Genomic DNA, 15,543 nt, shown 5'->3' with positions numbered 1-15,543 from the left:
TCTCAAATTGGGCATCGATCCTTTTTTGGGATCGGTGGTTACTTTTTGTTGGCGCCGATGATGGCCCCGACAACGGCCCCGGCAGCGGCCCCCTTGCCATCGCCGACCAAAGCACCAACGCCCGCGCCAATCAAAGCGCCTTTGAGCGCGTCTTCCTGCTTGTCCTTATCCGCCAAAGCTTGTGTTGCGGGCAACAATGCCAGTGACGCCACAGCAGCAGCGACCAGTATTCCCAGACGTCTTCCTGAAATCCCCATTTGGCGTCCTCCCATGACTTAACCCAAATGAATATAGGTAGAATTCCAGCCTAGCTTGGCGGCAATCTTCTGGCAACAAGCCGTTAGATGTCAGATTTCCTCGACCGACATCACGCCATCCAGCGATTTGATCGCGCCTTTGATCTGCGGGTTGATCGGAAAATCCTGCCCCAGATCCATTTCCACATCCCCAGGCAAGCCCGGGTCAAGCAGACACAGATGGATCGGCCCCTTCGCCGCGCCCTTGGCTGCACCGGCAGCGTCTTCCAAAACCCTGGCGACGGTGGGCAGAACCTGCGGCTGATCCACGAAGATGCGCAGCCCGGTTGCGCCCGCCTCGGCCACCACCGAGCCCACTGGCCCAACAGATCGCCCGAGCAGTTTCAACTGATCCGACTCCATCGTCGCCTCGGCGGTCAGAACAACCTGCGCGCCGGTTTCGAGAAATTCCCGGCATTTCTCCAACGTATCCGAGAACAGCGTGACCTCATAAGCTCCGGTCGGATCAGAAAGCTGTGCAAAGGCAAAGCGGTTGCCGCGCGCTGACTTGCGCTCCTGTCGTCCGGCAACGACACCGGCCATCTTGGCGATCAAAGGGCCGGAACGCGCCTTTTCGGTCACTTCGTCCAGGGTCAAAACCTGCTTGCGCTTCAGCGCAGGCATGTAATCGTCCAGTGGGTGGCCTGAAAGATAGAAGCCGATTGCCTTGAACTCTTCGCTCAAGCGTTCTGCCGGCAACCAGTCGGGGGTCGCGGAAAGCCGCGGTTCGGGCAGATCATCCCCTGCCTCACCGAACAGCGACACCTGGTTCGAGTTCTTCTGGTGGTGGATCGCCGCCGAATACTGCACCAGTTGTTCAAGACTTTCGAAGACACGGCGGCGGTTCTTGTCGAGCTGATCAAAGGCCCCGGCCCGCGCCATCATTTCCAGCGGACGTTTACCGACCTTCTTCAGATCGACCCGGCGGGCAAAGTCAAAGAGGTTTACAAACGGCTTGTCCCCACGCCCTTCGACAACAAGGTTCATCGCCTCGACGCCTACGTTCTTGAGCGCGCCCAGCGCGTAAACCAGCTCTCCGTTCACAACGTCAAAAGTCGCCAGCGAGCGGTTTACACAGGGAGGCACATAAGGAAGCTCAAGCCCCTTGCGGACTTCTTCGAAATAGACGGCCAGCTTGTCGGTCAGGTGAATATCGCAGTTCATGACGCCCGCCATGAACTCGACCGGGTGGTTCGCCTTCAGCCAGCCAGTCTGATAGCTGACTACCGCATAGGCGGCGGCGTGGGATTTGTTGAAGCCGTAGTTCGCAAATTTCTCGAGCAGGTCGAAGACTTCGGAGGCTTTCTTGGCATCCACGCCATTCTCGCCCGCGCCCTTTTCGAATTTGGGGCGCTCGGCGTCCATCGCCTCTTTGATCTTCTTACCCATCGCGCGGCGCAGCAGGTCCGCGCCACCAAGGCTGTACCCCGCCATCACCTGCGCGATCTGCATCACCTGTTCCTGATAAACGATGATGCCCTGTGTTTCCTCAAGGATATGGTCGATCAGAGGATGAACCGAGGTGATCTCGCGCAGACCGTTCTTGACCTCGCAATAGGTCGGGATGTTTTCCATCGGGCCCGGACGGTACAGCGCCACAAGGGCCACGATATCCTCGATGCAGGTCGGTTTCATGCGCTTGAGCGCATCCATCATGCCCGAAGATTCCACCTGGAACACCGCCACCGTCTTAGCCGCCGAATAGAGTTTATACGTGGCCTCGTCATCCAGTGGGATGGCGTTGATCTGGTTTTCCGCCCCCTCGGCGGGTTCATAGAGTTCCGTACCATCTGCCGCCACATGCAGGGGCCGCCCGGATTTGAAGATCAGATCTATCGCGTTCTGGATCACGGTCAGCGTCTTCAGACCAAGAAAGTCGAACTTCACCAGCCCGGCCTGTTCGACCCATTTCATGTTGAACTGGGTTGCCGGCATATCGGACCGCGGATCCTGATAAATCGGCACCAGAGCGTCAAGTGGACGGTCCCCGATCACAACACCCGCCGCGTGGGTCGAGGCGTTCCGCAGCAGCCCTTCGACCTGCTGGCCGTAGGTGAGCAGGCGGTCCACGACCTCTTCGTTGCGCGCTTCTTCGCGCAGGCGCGGCTCGTCCTTCAGCGCCTTTTCGATGGAAACGGGTTTAACGCCTTCAACCGGGATCATCTTGGACAGGCGGTCCACCTGGCCGTAGGGCATCTGCAACACCCGCCCGATATCGCGCACGGCGGCCTTGGACAGCAACGCGCCGAAGGTGATGATCTGCCCGACCTTGTCGCGCCCGTATTTCTGCTGCACGTAGCGGATCACCTCTTCACGGCGGTCCATGCAGAAGTCGATATCGAAGTCAGGCATCGAAACCCGCTCGGGGTTCAGAAAGCGTTCGAACAGAAGTGAATAGCGCAGCGGGTCAAGGTCGGTAATCGTCAGCGCATAGGCCACCAGCGATCCCGCGCCCGACCCCCGCCCCGGCCCAACCGGAATGTCGTGGTCCTTGGCCCATTGGATAAAGTCGGCAACGATCAGGAAGTAACCAGGGAAACCCATGCCTTCGATGATACCCAGTTCGAAATCCAGCCGTTCCTGATACTCCTCAGGCGTCATGGCATGCGGGATCACGGCCAGACGTTTCTGCAAACCCTCATTTGCGATGCGACGCAGTTCGGCAACCTCGTCATCTGCGAATTTCGGCAGGATCGGATCGCGGCGATAGGCCATGAAGGCACAGCGTTTCGCGATTTCGACTGTGTTTTCGATCGCCTCCGGCAGGTCGGCGAACAAAGTCACCATTTCCTGCTGCGACTTGAAATAATGCTGCGCGGTCAGACGGCGGCGGCCTTCCTGCTGGTCGACATAAGCCCCTTCCGAGATACAGATCAGCGCATCATGCGCCTCATACATATCCGAGGTGGGGAAATAGACGTCATTTGTGGCGACCAGCGGCAGGTTCTTGGAATAGGCCATCTCGACATGGCCACGCTCGGTCAGACGTTCCGCTTCGGGCTGGCCATCCTCGCCCGGGTGGCGTTGCAGTTCAATATAAAGCCGGTCCGGAAACATCGCGGCCAATCGGTCAACCAAAGCCTCTGCCGCCGGGCGCTGCCCCTGTTGCAGCAACCGCCCGACCGGCCCGTCGGGACCGCCGGACAGGCAGATCAGACCGTCTGAGCGGTCGGCCAGTTCATCCAAGGTCACCTGCGGAAGCTGCCCGCCCTTGTCCACATAAAGGCAGGAGCTGAGCTTCATCAGGTTCTCATATCCAACCTCGGACTGCGCCAGCAGCACCAGCGGCGCGGGCGACTTGGGTTTTTCGCCGGGTTGCGCCTGCACATAGGTCAGGTCCACCTGGCAACCCATGATCGGCTGCACACCGGCACCGCTGGCCGTTACCGAAAACTCGAGCGCGGAGAACATGGAATTGGTGTCCGTCACGGCAACGGCAGGCATCTCCATCTTCTCGCACAGGGCGGGCAGCTTTTTCAGCCGCACGGCGCCTTCGAGAAGAGAATATTCTGTGTGAACGCGGAGGTGAATGAATCGAGGGGAACTGCTCATGCCGCCTACGCTATCCCACCCTGCGGAGTTGCAAAAGCGGGAACCGCAGCTTTGAAATGCCGGAAAAATCGGCGGCGATTATTCGGCTTTTTCAGAAGGTGCTTCGGGGATGGCAGGCGCCTTCTACCAAAAAGCGCTTTAATAACAACCGACTGACCGTTATGAAAAAGCGACATTCACAAGTCGCGGGTGCCTAATGGTGTATCGTACAGGCAGTTTTTCTTGCCAGACAAGGCGCGCTGTTTCTAACATCTGACGGCAAGCTATCCGCCCGCCACTCTTTCTACGTCGCATCGAAGGAGGGCCTAACGGGCGCAACTGGGTAACGCGACGGGTTTCTCGTATGAATATCACGTTTCTTCTGAACGGAGAGACAGTGGAGCTGGCGGATGTCAATCCGACAGCGACCCTGCTGGACTGGCTGCGCGAAGATCGTGGCCTGACCGGCACCAAGGAGGGCTGCAACGAAGGCGATTGCGGGGCCTGCACCGTCATGGTGACGGATGAGGGTGGCCACAAGGCGCTGAACTCCTGCATTCTGTTCCTGCCTCAACTACACGGCAAAGCGGTGCGCACCGTCGAAGGTGCCAGCGGCCCAAATGGCGAGTCCCATCCTGTTCAGCAGGCGATGGTTGATCTGCACGGGTCTCAGTGCGGCTTTTGCACCCCCGGTTTCGTCATGTCGATGGTGGCAAGTCACGCCAATGGTGCCACGGATCACGACACACAGCTTGCCGGAAACCTGTGCCGGTGCACGGGATACGCACCGATCATACGCGCGGCTGCAGCGACCGAAACGCAACCGGTGCCCGTTTGGGTCAAGGACAAGCCGGTGGCGACGCTGGTGACTTCGCCCATGCTGCCGGGGTCAACGGATGAGCTGGCGGCAGTTTATGCTCAGCATCCTGACGCCACCCTGGTTGCCGGCGCGACCGATGTTGGGCTTTGGGTCACGAAACAACTGCGGGATCTCGATCCGGTGATATTCCTGAACCGTTGCGATGACCTGAAGGAAATCACCATCACGGATGACGAAATCCGCTTCGGTGCCATGGTCGACATGAACCGCATGGGTGAGGCATTGGCCGACCTGCATCCCTCCTACGCCGAGATGATCCGCCGTTACGCCAGTGTTCAGGTGCGCCACGCGGCCACCGTCGGTGGCAACATCGCCAACGGCTCGCCCATCGGGGACAACCCGCCTGCCCTGATTGCCTTGGGTGCAACACTGCATTTGCGCCAGGGTGATACGCGCCGGTCGATCCCGCTGGAGGAGTTCTTCATCGACTACGGCAAGCAGGACCGCGCACCGGGCGAATTCGTCGAGGCAGTCAGTTTCCCACGTCAGGAGGATCGCCTGAAAGCCTACAAACTCAGCAAACGGTTCGATCAGGATATCTCGGCCGTGTGCGGGTGTTTCAATATCACCGTGACAGATGGCGTGGTCACTGATGCCCGGATCGCGTTCGGCGGCATGGCAGGCATTCCAAAGCGCGCCTCCAATGTCGAAGCGGCACTGACGGGTAAACCCTGGACAAACGAAACCGTTCAAGCCGCGATCCCGGCCTTTGCCAACGACTTCACGCCGATGACGGATATGCGCGCCTCGGCCACCTACCGATTGGAGACCGCAAAAGCGATGCTTGAGAGGTATTTCCTCGAAGATCAGGGCGAGGTGACCAACGTATTGGAGGTGTCCGCATGAGCGTGACCAAACCCCTCCCCCATGACGCGGCGCCGCTGCATGTCTCTGGAACCGCGCGCTATGTGGATGACATTCCCACACCAAAAGGTTCTCTGCATCTGGCCTTTGGATTGAGCCCGATTGCCAAGGGTACGATCACGTCGATGGATCTGTCAGCGGTGAAAGCTGCCGATGGGGTCGTCATGGTCATGACCGCCGACGACCTGCCGTTTGTAAACGATGTCTCTCCGTCGATCCATGACGAGCCCTTGCTGTCGGATGGCACGATCCACTACATTGGCCAGCCCGTTTTCCTTGTTATCGCCACCAGCCATCTGGCCGCGCGCAAGGCAGCCCGGCTGGGCAAAATCGACTACGCCGAAGAAACCCCGATCCTGACGGTCGAAGAGGCTTTGGCCGCGGACAGCCGGTTCGAAGATGGTCCCCGTATTTATGCCAAAGGTGACGCTGATGCCGCCATCGCCGGGGCCGCGCATGTCATCGAAGGCACGTTCGAGATCGGCGGGCAGGAGCATTTCTATCTGGAAGGCCAGGCCGCGCTGGCCGTGCCGAATGAGGGCGCGGATATGCTGGTGCACAGCTCGACCCAACACCCGACCGAGATTCAGCACAAAGTGGCGGATGCCTTGGGTGTTCCTATGCATGCCGTTCGTGTTGAGACCCGCCGTATGGGCGGAGGTTTTGGCGGAAAGGAAAGTCAGGGCAACGCTCTGGCCGTATCCTGTGCCGTGGCCGCCCGCGCCACCGGCAAGGCCTGCAAGATGCGCTATGACCGCGACGATGACATGATCATCACCGGCAAACGCCACGCCTTCCGTATCGCATACAAGGCCGGTTTCGATGAAAACGGGCACATTCAGGGTGTTTCCTTCCTGCAATATGCCATTTGCGGCTGGGCGCAGGACCTGTCCCTGCCTGTCGCCGACCGTGCGATGCTGCATTCCGACAACGCCTATCTGTTGCCCAATGCGCGGATCGAAAGCCACCGGCTGAAAACCAACACCCAATCCGCCACCGCTTATCGCGGCTTTGGCGGGCCGCAGGGTATGGTTGGTATCGAACGCGTCATGGATCACGCAGCTTATGAATTGGGCTTGGACCCGGTCGAACTGCGCCGCCGGAATTATTACGAACCGGCTCATGCTGTCGCGGACGCTGAGCCTGCGGAAAAACCTCTGGGCCATCCCGATCCGCACGAAGACCTGACCAGCCGCGGCGCTGTTGAGATGGGGGACGCCCCCGTGCGCCCCTTGCCCGCAGGCGGCAACACCACGCCCTACGGGATGGAAGTCAGCGATTTCGAACTGCACGGAATGACCGAAAAGCTGCTGAAAACCAGCGATTACGCGTCACGCAAGGCGGCCATCGAGAAGTGGAACGCCGAGAACAGAGTGATCAAGAAGGGCATCGCTTTTGCCCCGGTCAAGTTCGGTATTTCCTTCACGCTGACCCACCTGAACCAGGCGGGTGCGCTGGTGCATGTGTATCAGGACGGCTCTGTCCACCTGAACCATGGTGGCACCGAAATGGGCCAGGGCCTGTTTCAGAAGGTTGCGCAAGTTGCGGCCTCGCGCTTTGGCATTCCGCTCGAGATGGTGAAGATCACCGCCACCGATACCGCGAAGGTACCCAACACCTCGGCGACGGCAGCCTCGTCGGGCAGCGATCTGAACGGTATGGCGGTGAAAGCCGCCTGCGACACGATCCGCGACCGGATGGCCGATTATCTGGCCGAACGGCATCAGGCCGATCCGTCGGCGGTGACGTTCTCGGACGGCCATGTCTCGGTCGGAGAGGAACGCTATACCTTCGCCGAAGCTGCCGCGCTGGCTTATCAGGGCCGCATCAGCCTGTCGGCGACCGGGTTCTACAAAACACCCAAGATCGAATGGGACCGGATCAAGGGCCGGGGTCGCCCGTTTTTCTACTTCGCCTACGGTGCCTCGATCACCGAGGTCGCAGTAGACACGCTTACCGGTGAGAACCGCATCCTGCGCACGGATATCCTGCACGACGCTGGTGCGTCGCTGAACCCGGCGTTGGACATCGGGCAGGTAGAAGGTGGGTATGTTCAGGGCGCAGGCTGGCTGACGACCGAGGAACTGGTTTGGGACGGCAAGGGCAATCTGCGCACCCATGCGCCGTCGACCTACAAGATTCCGGCCTGTTCCGACCGGCCCGACATATTCAATGTCGCGCTCTGGGATGGCGAAAACCGCGAGGACACGATCTATCGGTCGAAAGCGGTAGGTGAGCCGCCGTTCATGCTGGGCATTTCCGCCTGGCTGGCACTGTCGAATGCGGTGGCAGCTTGCGGGGATAGCTATCCGGCATTGGATGCGCCCGCCACGGCCGAAGAGGTCTGGCGCGGCGTCCAAAGGATGAAGGGAGGCATCTGATGGGATTTGATCGGGAGGCTTTGAGGGAGGCGGTCAATACCCACGGCAAGGTGGTCCGGGTGGTTATCGCCGGGATCAAGGGGTCGTCCCCGCGCGAGGTCGGGGCCGCGATGCTGGTCTGGAAAGACGGGCAGTCCGGCACGATCGGAGGCGGCACTTTGGAATTTCAGGCGGCGGAAGCCGCAAGAACACAAGCCGTTTCGTCCCGCCTGACGCAACATGCGCTTGGCCCCGATCTGGGCCAGTGCTGCGGCGGTGCTGTGACGCTGCTCAGCGAGATCTATGATCTGGATGCGGTGGAAGGGCTGGATGACAATATCATCACTCGCCCGGTTTCGACCGGCGCGATGCCGCTCTCGGTCAAACGGATGCTGGCGCAAGCCCGGGGTCAGGGTGTCGAACCCGAACCTCAGTTGTTAGACGGCTGGATGGTCGAGCCGGTTCACACACCGGCCCGCAATCTGTGGATCTGGGGCGCCGGCCATGTGGGACGTGCCCTGGTCGATGTCCTGTCCCCCTTGCCCGATCTGGCAATCACCTGGGTCGATACCGGGCCTGAGCGGTTCCCGGAAACGGTGCCGCCGGGTGTAACCGCTGTTCCGGCCGCCAAGCCAGCAGAACTGGTTCGCCATGCACCGCGAGACGCAGAGCATTTGGCCCTGACCTACTCGCACAATCTGGACCTGGAGCTTTGCAACAGATTGCTTTTGCACGATTTCCGCTTTGCCGGGCTGATCGGCTCGGCTACGAAATGGGCGCGATTCCGATCGCGGCTGGCCGCACTTGGGCACTCGCCCGAGCGGATCAGCCGGATAACCTGTCCAATCGGTGATCCGTCACTGGGCAAACACCCGCAGATGATTGCCGTTGGCGTCGCGGCGCAGCTTTTGCGCCCTGCCCGGCAGAACGAGTTGAAAAAGGACCTGAGCGCGTGACCACTCCATTGTTAAGCTTGCAGGGGCTGACCAAAGCCTATCCCGGCGTCGTGGCCAACGATCAGGTGTCTTTTGACATCGGTGAGGGCGAAGTTCACGCGCTGCTGGGTGAAAACGGCGCCGGTAAATCCACGCTGGTAAAGATGATCTACGGGCTGGTGAAGCCCGACAGCGGCACGATGTTGTTGCGCGGCCAATCCTTTGCGCCGCCAGAGCCCCGTGCCGCACGGGCCGACGGGATCGCGATGGTGTTCCAGCATTTCTCGCTGTTCGACGCACTGAATGTGGCCGAGAACATCGCATTGGGGATGGAGAACCCGCCACCGATGGGAGATCTGGCCTCGCGTATCCGGCAAGTATCCGAAACCTACGGTCTGCCGCTAGACCCGTATCGCACGGTGGGTGATCTGTCCGCGGGCGAACGTCAGAGAGTTGAGATCATCCGCTGTCTGTTGCAGGAGCCCAAGCTCTTGATCATGGATGAGCCGACCTCGGTTCTGACGCCGCAGGAGGTTGATATCCTGTTCGAGACGCTGAACAAATTGCGGTCCGAAGGCACCTCGATCCTGTATATCTCGCACAAACTGGAAGAAATCCGCACGCTGTGTGATCACGCCACGATCCTGCGTCTGGGCAAGAATGTGGGCGAATGCGTTCCGTCCGAGACCTCGGCGCGGGACATGGCCGAGATGATGGTCGGTTCGACCCTGCAAACGCCGGAACGATCGGGGCGAGAATTCGGGGACGTTGCGCTGGATGTCAGCGGATTGTCGGTGCCATCGCCTTCTGAATTCGGAACCGCGCTGAAGAATGTCCATATGACCGTCCGCAAGGGCGAGGTTCTGGGCATCGGGGGTGTTGCGGGCAATGGGCAGGACGAATTGCTTGGCGTGCTGTCCGGAGAAATTCAGACAACAGCCGACGCGATCAAATTCAATGGACAGCCGATCGGCAAATTGGGTCCGACCGCACGGCGAAAGCTGGGTGTTCTGACCGCTCCCGAGGAGCGGTTGGGTCATGCGGCCGCTCCGGATATGAGCCTTACCGAAAACGCCCTGCTGACCGGATCGGTCCGTGAAGGGCTGGAGAACAACGGGTTTCTGAAATGGGCCGAGACCAAGAGTTTCGCCGAAAAGATCATCAAGGCCTTTGATGTCCGCACGCCCGGGCCGGAAAATGCGGCCCGGTCTCTGTCCGGCGGCAACCTGCAGAAATTCGTGATCGGGCGCGAAGTGTTACAAAACCCCGACGTGCTGGTGGTGAACCAGCCCACTTGGGGTGTGGATGCGGCCGCAGCGGCCTCAATCCGACAGGCCATTCTGGATCTTGCAGCCAAGGGTACTGCCGTCATTTGCATCAGCCAGGATCTGGATGAGCTGATGGAGATCTCGGACAGTTTTGCCGCGTTGAATGAAGGACGCCTGAGCGCGCCACGCACGACCACAGGTCTGACCGTGGATGAGATCGGCCTGATGATGGGCGGCGCGCATGGCATGGAGGTGGCGCATGTGTAGACAAATTGACCGCCTCCGGCGGGAGTATTTTCAAAAAGATGAAGAACTTGGAGGGATGAGCAGGTGATTGTGTTGGAGAAACGGCCGCAGCCGTCCAAGGCGTGGTCTTATGCGACCCCTCTTGTGGCCGTGCTGGCAACGATGGTGTTTGGCGGGCTTTTGTTCGCTATTTTGGGCAAGAACCCGCTGCAGGCAATCGGCACCATCTTTTGGGAGCCATTGTTCGGTGAGTTTTCCTTTTACTACCGGCCGCAACTGCTGGTGAAAGGCGCGCCGCTGGTGCTGATCGCGATTGGCCTTTCGCTGGGTTTCCGGGCCGGCATCTGGAATATCGGTGCCGAGGGCCAGTATATCATGGGCGCCATATTCGGCGCTGCTGCGGGACTTGCGTTCTACCCATTGGAGGGCTGGTACATCTTCCCGATAATGGTCATCGCCGGTGCGTTTGGCGGCTGGCTGTGGGCGATGATCCCGGCCTTTTTGAAAGTGCGCTTTGGCACCAACGAAATCCTTGTTTCGCTGATGCTGGTCTATGTGGCCGAGCAGATGCTGGCCTCGGTTTCTCTTGGCCTGCTGAAGAATCCCGAAGGGTTCGGCTTTCCCGGCTCGCGCAACCTGCAATCCTATGAAAGCGCGCATAATGCCGAACTGATCGCGGGATCGGGGATGCACTGGGGTGTCGTGACCGCCTTGATCGCGGTGATCTTTGCCTATGTGCTGCTGAACCGTCACATGCTGGGTTTTCACATCCGCCTGACAGGTGAGGCTCCGCGCGCCGCGAAATTCGCCGGTGTAAACCCTGCTCGTCTGATCCTGTTCTGCCTGGGCCTGTCCGGCATGCTGGCCGGGCTGGCAGGCATGTTCGAAGTCTCCGGACCGGCCGGTGTCGTCAGCATCGATTTCAACGTAGGCTACGGCTTTACTGCGATCATCGTGGCCTTTCTGGGCCGCCTGCACCCGGTGGGCATCCTGCTGGCCGGTGGCCTGATGGCGCTGACGTATATTGGCGGCGAAATCGCCCAATCTCAGATGGGCCTGCCGGCCGCAGCCATTCAGGTGTTCCAGGGGATGCTTCTGTTCTTCCTGCTGGCTTTCGATCTTCTGACAAACTACCGCATCCGTGCGGCCCGTAGCGAGGTGGCGTGACCCATGGACCTTGGTGAAATCAATCCCGTACTTCTGATCGCCTCGCTGATGGTGGCCGCAACCCCCCTGCTTCTGGCCGCGATCGGAGAGCTTGTCGTCGAAAAGGCTGGCGTTCTGAACCTTGGCGTTGAAGGCATGATGATTGTTGGCGCGATCAGCGGTTTTGCAATCTCGGTCGAAACCGGCTCGCCTTGGCTGGGATTCATCGCGGCTGCCATCGGTGGCGCCGTTCTGTCCCTTCTGTTCGTCCTGCTGACGCAGGTGGCGCTGGCCAATCAGGTCGCCAGTGGCCTTGCGCTGACGCTGTTCGGTCTTGGGTTCAGTGCATTGATGGGGCAGAGCTATGTAGGGATCAAACCGCCCAGCATGGGCGACATCCATATCCCTGTGCTGAGCGATATCCCGGTCATTGGCCCGATCCTGTTCCAGCACGATCCGATCCTATATGTCGGGATCGCTCTGACGGCCGCCGTCTGGGCCACGCTGAAATACACTCGTGTTGGTCTGATCCTGCGCGCGGTGGGTGAAAACCACGATGCGGCGCACGCCCTGGGTTACAAGGTCATCAAGATCCGCATCATGGCGATCCTGTTCGGCGGAGCCTGTGCCGGACTTGGCGGCGCGTACATCAGCCTGATCCGTGTTCCGCAGTGGACCGAGGGCATGACCGCCGGTGTTGGCTGGATTGCTCTGGCTCTGGTCGTGTTCGCAAGCTGGAAGCCGTGGCGTGCATTGTTGGGTGCTTATTTGTTTGGCGGAATCACAGTGTTGCAGCTTAATCTGCAGGCAGCGGGCGTTGCCATTCCAGTCGAGTATCTGGCAATGTCGCCATACATCATCACGATCCTTGTGCTTGTGATCCTTTCGGCCGACAAGAGCAGCGCACCTGCCTCACTGGGCCGGACCTTCCATGCCTCGCACTAGACGGGGCCAACTGAACCAACTTGGGGAGTAACTACATGAAATTCAAAACACTTCTGACAAGCGCCGCCATGGCGCTGGGTCTGGCGACAAGCGCCATGGCCGAAGACAAAACCAAGGTCGGGTTTGTTTATGTCGGCCCCGTGGGCGACGGCGGCTGGACCTATGAACACAACAAGGGCCGTTTGGCCGTTGAGGAGCATTTCGGTGACAAGGTCGAAACCGTATTTGTTGAATCGGTGCCCGAAGGCCCTGACGCCGAACGTGTGATGACTCAGATGGCGCTGGAAGGTGCTGACCTGATCTTTACCACCTCGTTCGGCTACATGGACCCGACCATCAACGTGGCCAAGAAATTCCCGAACGTGAAGTTCGAGCACGCAACCGGCTACAAGACTGCCGACAACGTCTCGGTCTATTCGGCACGCTTTTATGAAGGCCGCGCCGTTCAGGGCCACATCGCAGGGAAAATGACCCAGTCGAACATCGTCGGTTACATCGGATCGTACCCGATCCCCGAAGTGATCCGCGGCATCAACTCAGCCTACATCCACGCCAAGAAGGTGAACCCGGATGTCGATTTCAAAATTGTCTGGGCCTACACTTGGTTCGACCCGGCGAAAGAGGCCGACGCGGCCACTGTTCTGATCGAACAGGGCGCGGACGTGATCCTGCAGCATACCGACTCGACCGCGCCGCAGGCGGCCGCGCAAGAGGCAGGCAATGTCATCACGTTCGGTCAGGCCTCGGACATGAGCGAATACGCCCCGAAACCGCGCGTATCCTCGATCATCGACAACTGGGCGCCTTACTACATCGCGCGCACCCAGGCCGTTATGGATGGATCGTGGGAAACCGTGAACACCTGGGACGGCATCAAGGAAGGCATGGTTGAGATTGGCGAAATCTCGGACGCAGTGCCTGCCGACGTGAAAGAGGAAGCGCTGGCCATGAAGGCAGCCATTGCTGACGGCAGCTACCACCCGTTCACCGGCCCGCTGAAAAAGCAGGACGGTAGCGACTGGCTGGCCGAAGGTGAAGTTGCCGATGACGGTACTCTGGCCGGTATGAACTTCTATGTCGAAGGTCTGGAAGGCGAGATTCCGCAGTAGACACCAAAAGATCGAACCATTGGGATTGGCCCTCGGGCCAACCCTTTTTTGTTTCCGTGGCAGCTACGGCACGGCAGATCGCCAGAATACAGCAGGATCTGTTATCAGTTGGCGACTGTTCCCCATCGCCCCAAGCAAAGCCCGACCCTTGCTGGCTGTCGTTCGCCAGCGAGCTTGCGGACCCTGGCGATTGGCTGGTTCCAGCCTTTTTGGACACCAAAGCCAACGTCGGAGACAACTCCTGAAAGGAACGCGGGCCGCTGCCGCAAGACCGGCCGTTGCGCGTTGACCGGCAAGCTGATTGCTCAGTGCCCGCTCAGAACCAGCGTGTTGACCGGCATCAGGATCAGTCGCAGGCGCAGGCCAGCCGCGTGGACGACACCGATCGTGTCGACGACATGCAGAAACGCAGCCTCCCAGAAACCCAGGTCTTCATGCTCGAGCCGCTCGTGGTTGTCTGTATAGACATTGGCCAGACAATTGCTGCCCGCCGGAATGTCGTCCGCCATGCCTTTGTACAGCGGTTCGAGATAGACAAGGATCGACCCCGGCACCGTATTGGTCTGCACATCACGCAATTCGTCCGAGGGGCGGATCTGACCCGAGGGGATCACGTCCTGCACCTCGACCACAACCATCGGGATCACCGTAAATGGCTTGGTCATGCAGCCAAGCTCTCCGATCATGCCGGGCTTGATGACCTGTGCTGACAGCTGATTGAAGGCCGCCTGGAACCGGTCATGACCGGACGAGGACGGAACCAGAATACCAGCCGGGCGCAGCAGCGGGCTGACATAGTCGCCGACCTGCAATCCGAACTGTTCGACCCGGCCCGTGACCCCGGCATTGATGACGGTTTTGTCCAGCTCGGTCAGGGCGGCGTCCAGTTGTGCATTGGCGCTGGCCAGTTGCGCGGGAATCAACTCTTCGATCTGCTGCACGACCGCAGCGCGCCGGGATTGGGCTGCTGTTACTTGGGCTTCACGCTCGGCCACCAGGTTTTCCAGGCGGTCGATTTCGGCCAGACGCACAGCGCTTGATCCTTCGTCGCGCAGGGTTGTATTGCGCTCAAGATCCTCCAGCGCCTGATCAAGCGCGGCCTTTGCGCCGGCAATCCCGGCTTCCGCCTCGGCCAGATCGGTTTGCGCGACTTTCAGCGAGGCCTGAACCTGCGCGATTTCGGCATGCGCCGCCTCGACCTGCGCGGTCTGGGTCAGATCCTCGATCCGGAAGATCGGTTGCCCGGCAGTGACCTGTTCGTTGTTACGAACGTAAACCTCGGACACACGCCCGCCCAGTTGCGGCAGGATGGTGACAGTGCGGAAATAGGACGCCGCCGTGCTGCTGGCGGGATGAAAATAAAACAGGGTGGTGATCACGGTCAGCGCCAGAATGGCACAGGTGGTCAGACCCCAGCGCAGTTCGTACCACATGGTGAACAGTGTGATCTCATGTCCGATCCGCTTGCCCTGAACATAGCGTCGAAACAGATAATCCGGCAGTACCGTGACCAGCGCACACATCAATGTCTCAAGCATGAATTAGTGCTCCTGCTGCGGTTCTTGTGCCGGTTGTGGCGCGGGTGGTTCCGGCGCGCGCTGCGGCGCCAGGGACCGGATGGCATCGGCAATTCCACGCAGGGGTGCAGCAAAATCCGGGAACTGAAACCCGGCCACAAGGATCGCCGCGACCCAGAACAGACCGTTATGAGTGAACAACGCCAGCAGCGCCAGAATACCCACCAGCTGAAATTGCGGATGGTTGGACTGGTGTGCAATTTTCTCGGGGATCGAATGCAGGGTGAAATATGCAACCCCAAGCAAAACAATCACGACAACAGTAAAAACCAGCATGAAAGTGAAAAGAAAATCGCTTCCGTCTGCCTGTGTCACGTAGGACGGAATATGTCCCGTGGCCATCGGGTGTAAATCTGCGGCGTTCACCCTGCCCTCCCTTTATCTGA

11 protein-coding genes are annotated in these 15,543 nt (G+C 59.8%); 7 read left to right on the top strand and 4 right to left on the bottom strand.

What is annotated here, in order from left to right; all coding sequences use genetic code 11:
• Positions 1-38: 38 nt before the first annotated feature.
• Positions 39-257: a YMGG-like glycine zipper-containing protein gene (locus AC2FIR_RS08075; RefSeq protein WP_170614846.1), complete on the bottom strand. Its 219-nt coding sequence runs from the start codon at positions 255-257 to the stop codon at positions 39-41.
• A gap of 90 nt (positions 258-347) precedes the next feature.
• Positions 348-3,848 carry a DNA polymerase III subunit alpha gene (gene dnaE, locus AC2FIR_RS08070; protein WP_496747635.1) on the bottom strand — a complete coding sequence of 1,167 codons (3,501 nt, stop codon included), beginning with the start codon at positions 3,846-3,848 and terminating at the stop codon, positions 348-350.
• Between the two features lie 343 nt (positions 3,849-4,191).
• Between dnaE and xdhA the strand changes: the two genes are divergently transcribed.
• From xdhA to AC2FIR_RS08035, 7 genes are all read left to right on the top strand, one after another.
• Positions 4,192-5,553 carry a xanthine dehydrogenase small subunit gene (gene xdhA, locus AC2FIR_RS08065; RefSeq protein ID WP_496747637.1) on the top strand — a complete coding sequence of 454 codons (1,362 nt, stop codon included), beginning with the start codon at positions 4,192-4,194 and terminating at the stop codon, positions 5,551-5,553.
• Entirely contained in the window at positions 5,550-7,952 is a 2,403-nt protein-coding gene (gene xdhB, locus AC2FIR_RS08060; protein ID WP_496747639.1) for a xanthine dehydrogenase molybdopterin binding subunit, read from the top strand. Before xdhA ends, xdhB begins: the two co-directional genes overlap by 4 nt.
• On the top strand, positions 7,952-8,887 hold the full coding sequence (xdhC, locus tag AC2FIR_RS08055; protein WP_496747641.1) for a xanthine dehydrogenase accessory protein XdhC: 936 nt from the start codon (positions 7,952-7,954) through the stop codon (positions 8,885-8,887). Before xdhB ends, xdhC begins: the two co-directional genes overlap by 1 nt.
• Complete coding sequence (locus AC2FIR_RS08050; protein ID WP_170614851.1) at positions 8,884-10,401, top strand: ABC transporter ATP-binding protein; 1,518 nt, start codon at positions 8,884-8,886, stop codon at positions 10,399-10,401. The genes xdhC and AC2FIR_RS08050 overlap by 4 nt, the downstream gene beginning before the upstream one ends.
• A 63-nt stretch (positions 10,402-10,464) precedes the next feature.
• Positions 10,465-11,547, top strand: a complete 1,083-nt coding sequence (locus AC2FIR_RS08045; RefSeq protein ID WP_170614852.1) for an ABC transporter permease — start codon at positions 10,465-10,467, stop codon at positions 11,545-11,547.
• A gap of 3 nt (positions 11,548-11,550) precedes the next feature.
• Positions 11,551-12,471, top strand: a complete 921-nt coding sequence (locus tag AC2FIR_RS08040; protein WP_496747643.1) for an ABC transporter permease — start codon at positions 11,551-11,553, stop codon at positions 12,469-12,471.
• A gap of 35 nt (positions 12,472-12,506) precedes the next feature.
• Complete coding sequence (locus tag AC2FIR_RS08035; RefSeq protein ID WP_321254651.1) at positions 12,507-13,580, top strand: BMP family ABC transporter substrate-binding protein; 1,074 nt, start codon at positions 12,507-12,509, stop codon at positions 13,578-13,580.
• A gap of 305 nt (positions 13,581-13,885) precedes the next feature.
• Here the strand turns inward: AC2FIR_RS08035 and AC2FIR_RS08030 are convergent, their stop codons facing one another.
• Both AC2FIR_RS08030 and AC2FIR_RS08025 read right to left on the bottom strand, forming a co-directional pair.
• Positions 13,886-15,118, bottom strand: coding sequence for an HlyD family secretion protein (locus AC2FIR_RS08030; RefSeq protein ID WP_170614855.1), 1,233 nt, complete (start codon positions 15,116-15,118; stop codon positions 13,886-13,888).
• 3 nt (positions 15,119-15,121) lie between these two features.
• A complete protein-coding gene (locus tag AC2FIR_RS08025) occupies positions 15,122-15,523 on the bottom strand; it encodes a hypothetical protein (protein ID WP_480442174.1) in 402 nt (133 codons plus the stop codon).
• Positions 15,524-15,543 lie beyond the last annotated feature (20 nt).

It is taken from the genome of Ruegeria sp. CDSB136 (assembly GCF_059610965.1).
This window is presented reverse-complemented; position numbering and strand designations above follow the sequence as displayed.

Bases quoted from the DNA above. Each gene is read 5' to 3' on its own strand.
- xdhA (WP_496747637.1), top strand. From the start codon at position 4,192: ATGAATATCACGTTTCTTCTGAACGGAGAGACAGTGGAGCTGGCGGAT.
- AC2FIR_RS08030 (WP_170614855.1), bottom strand. From the start codon at position 15,118: ATGCTTGAGACATTGATGTGTGCGCTGGTCACGGTACTGCCGGATTAT.
- AC2FIR_RS08040 (WP_496747643.1), top strand. From the start codon at position 11,551: ATGGACCTTGGTGAAATCAATCCCGTACTTCTGATCGCCTCGCTGATG.
- AC2FIR_RS08035 (WP_321254651.1), top strand. From the start codon at position 12,507: ATGAAATTCAAAACACTTCTGACAAGCGCCGCCATGGCGCTGGGTCTG.
- xdhC (WP_496747641.1), top strand. From the start codon at position 7,952: ATGGGATTTGATCGGGAGGCTTTGAGGGAGGCGGTCAATACCCACGGC.
- AC2FIR_RS08075 (WP_170614846.1), bottom strand. From the start codon at position 257: ATGGGGATTTCAGGAAGACGTCTGGGAATACTGGTCGCTGCTGCTGTG.
- xdhB (WP_496747639.1), top strand. From the start codon at position 5,550: ATGAGCGTGACCAAACCCCTCCCCCATGACGCGGCGCCGCTGCATGTC.
- dnaE (WP_496747635.1), bottom strand. From the start codon at position 3,848: ATGAGCAGTTCCCCTCGATTCATTCACCTCCGCGTTCACACAGAATAT.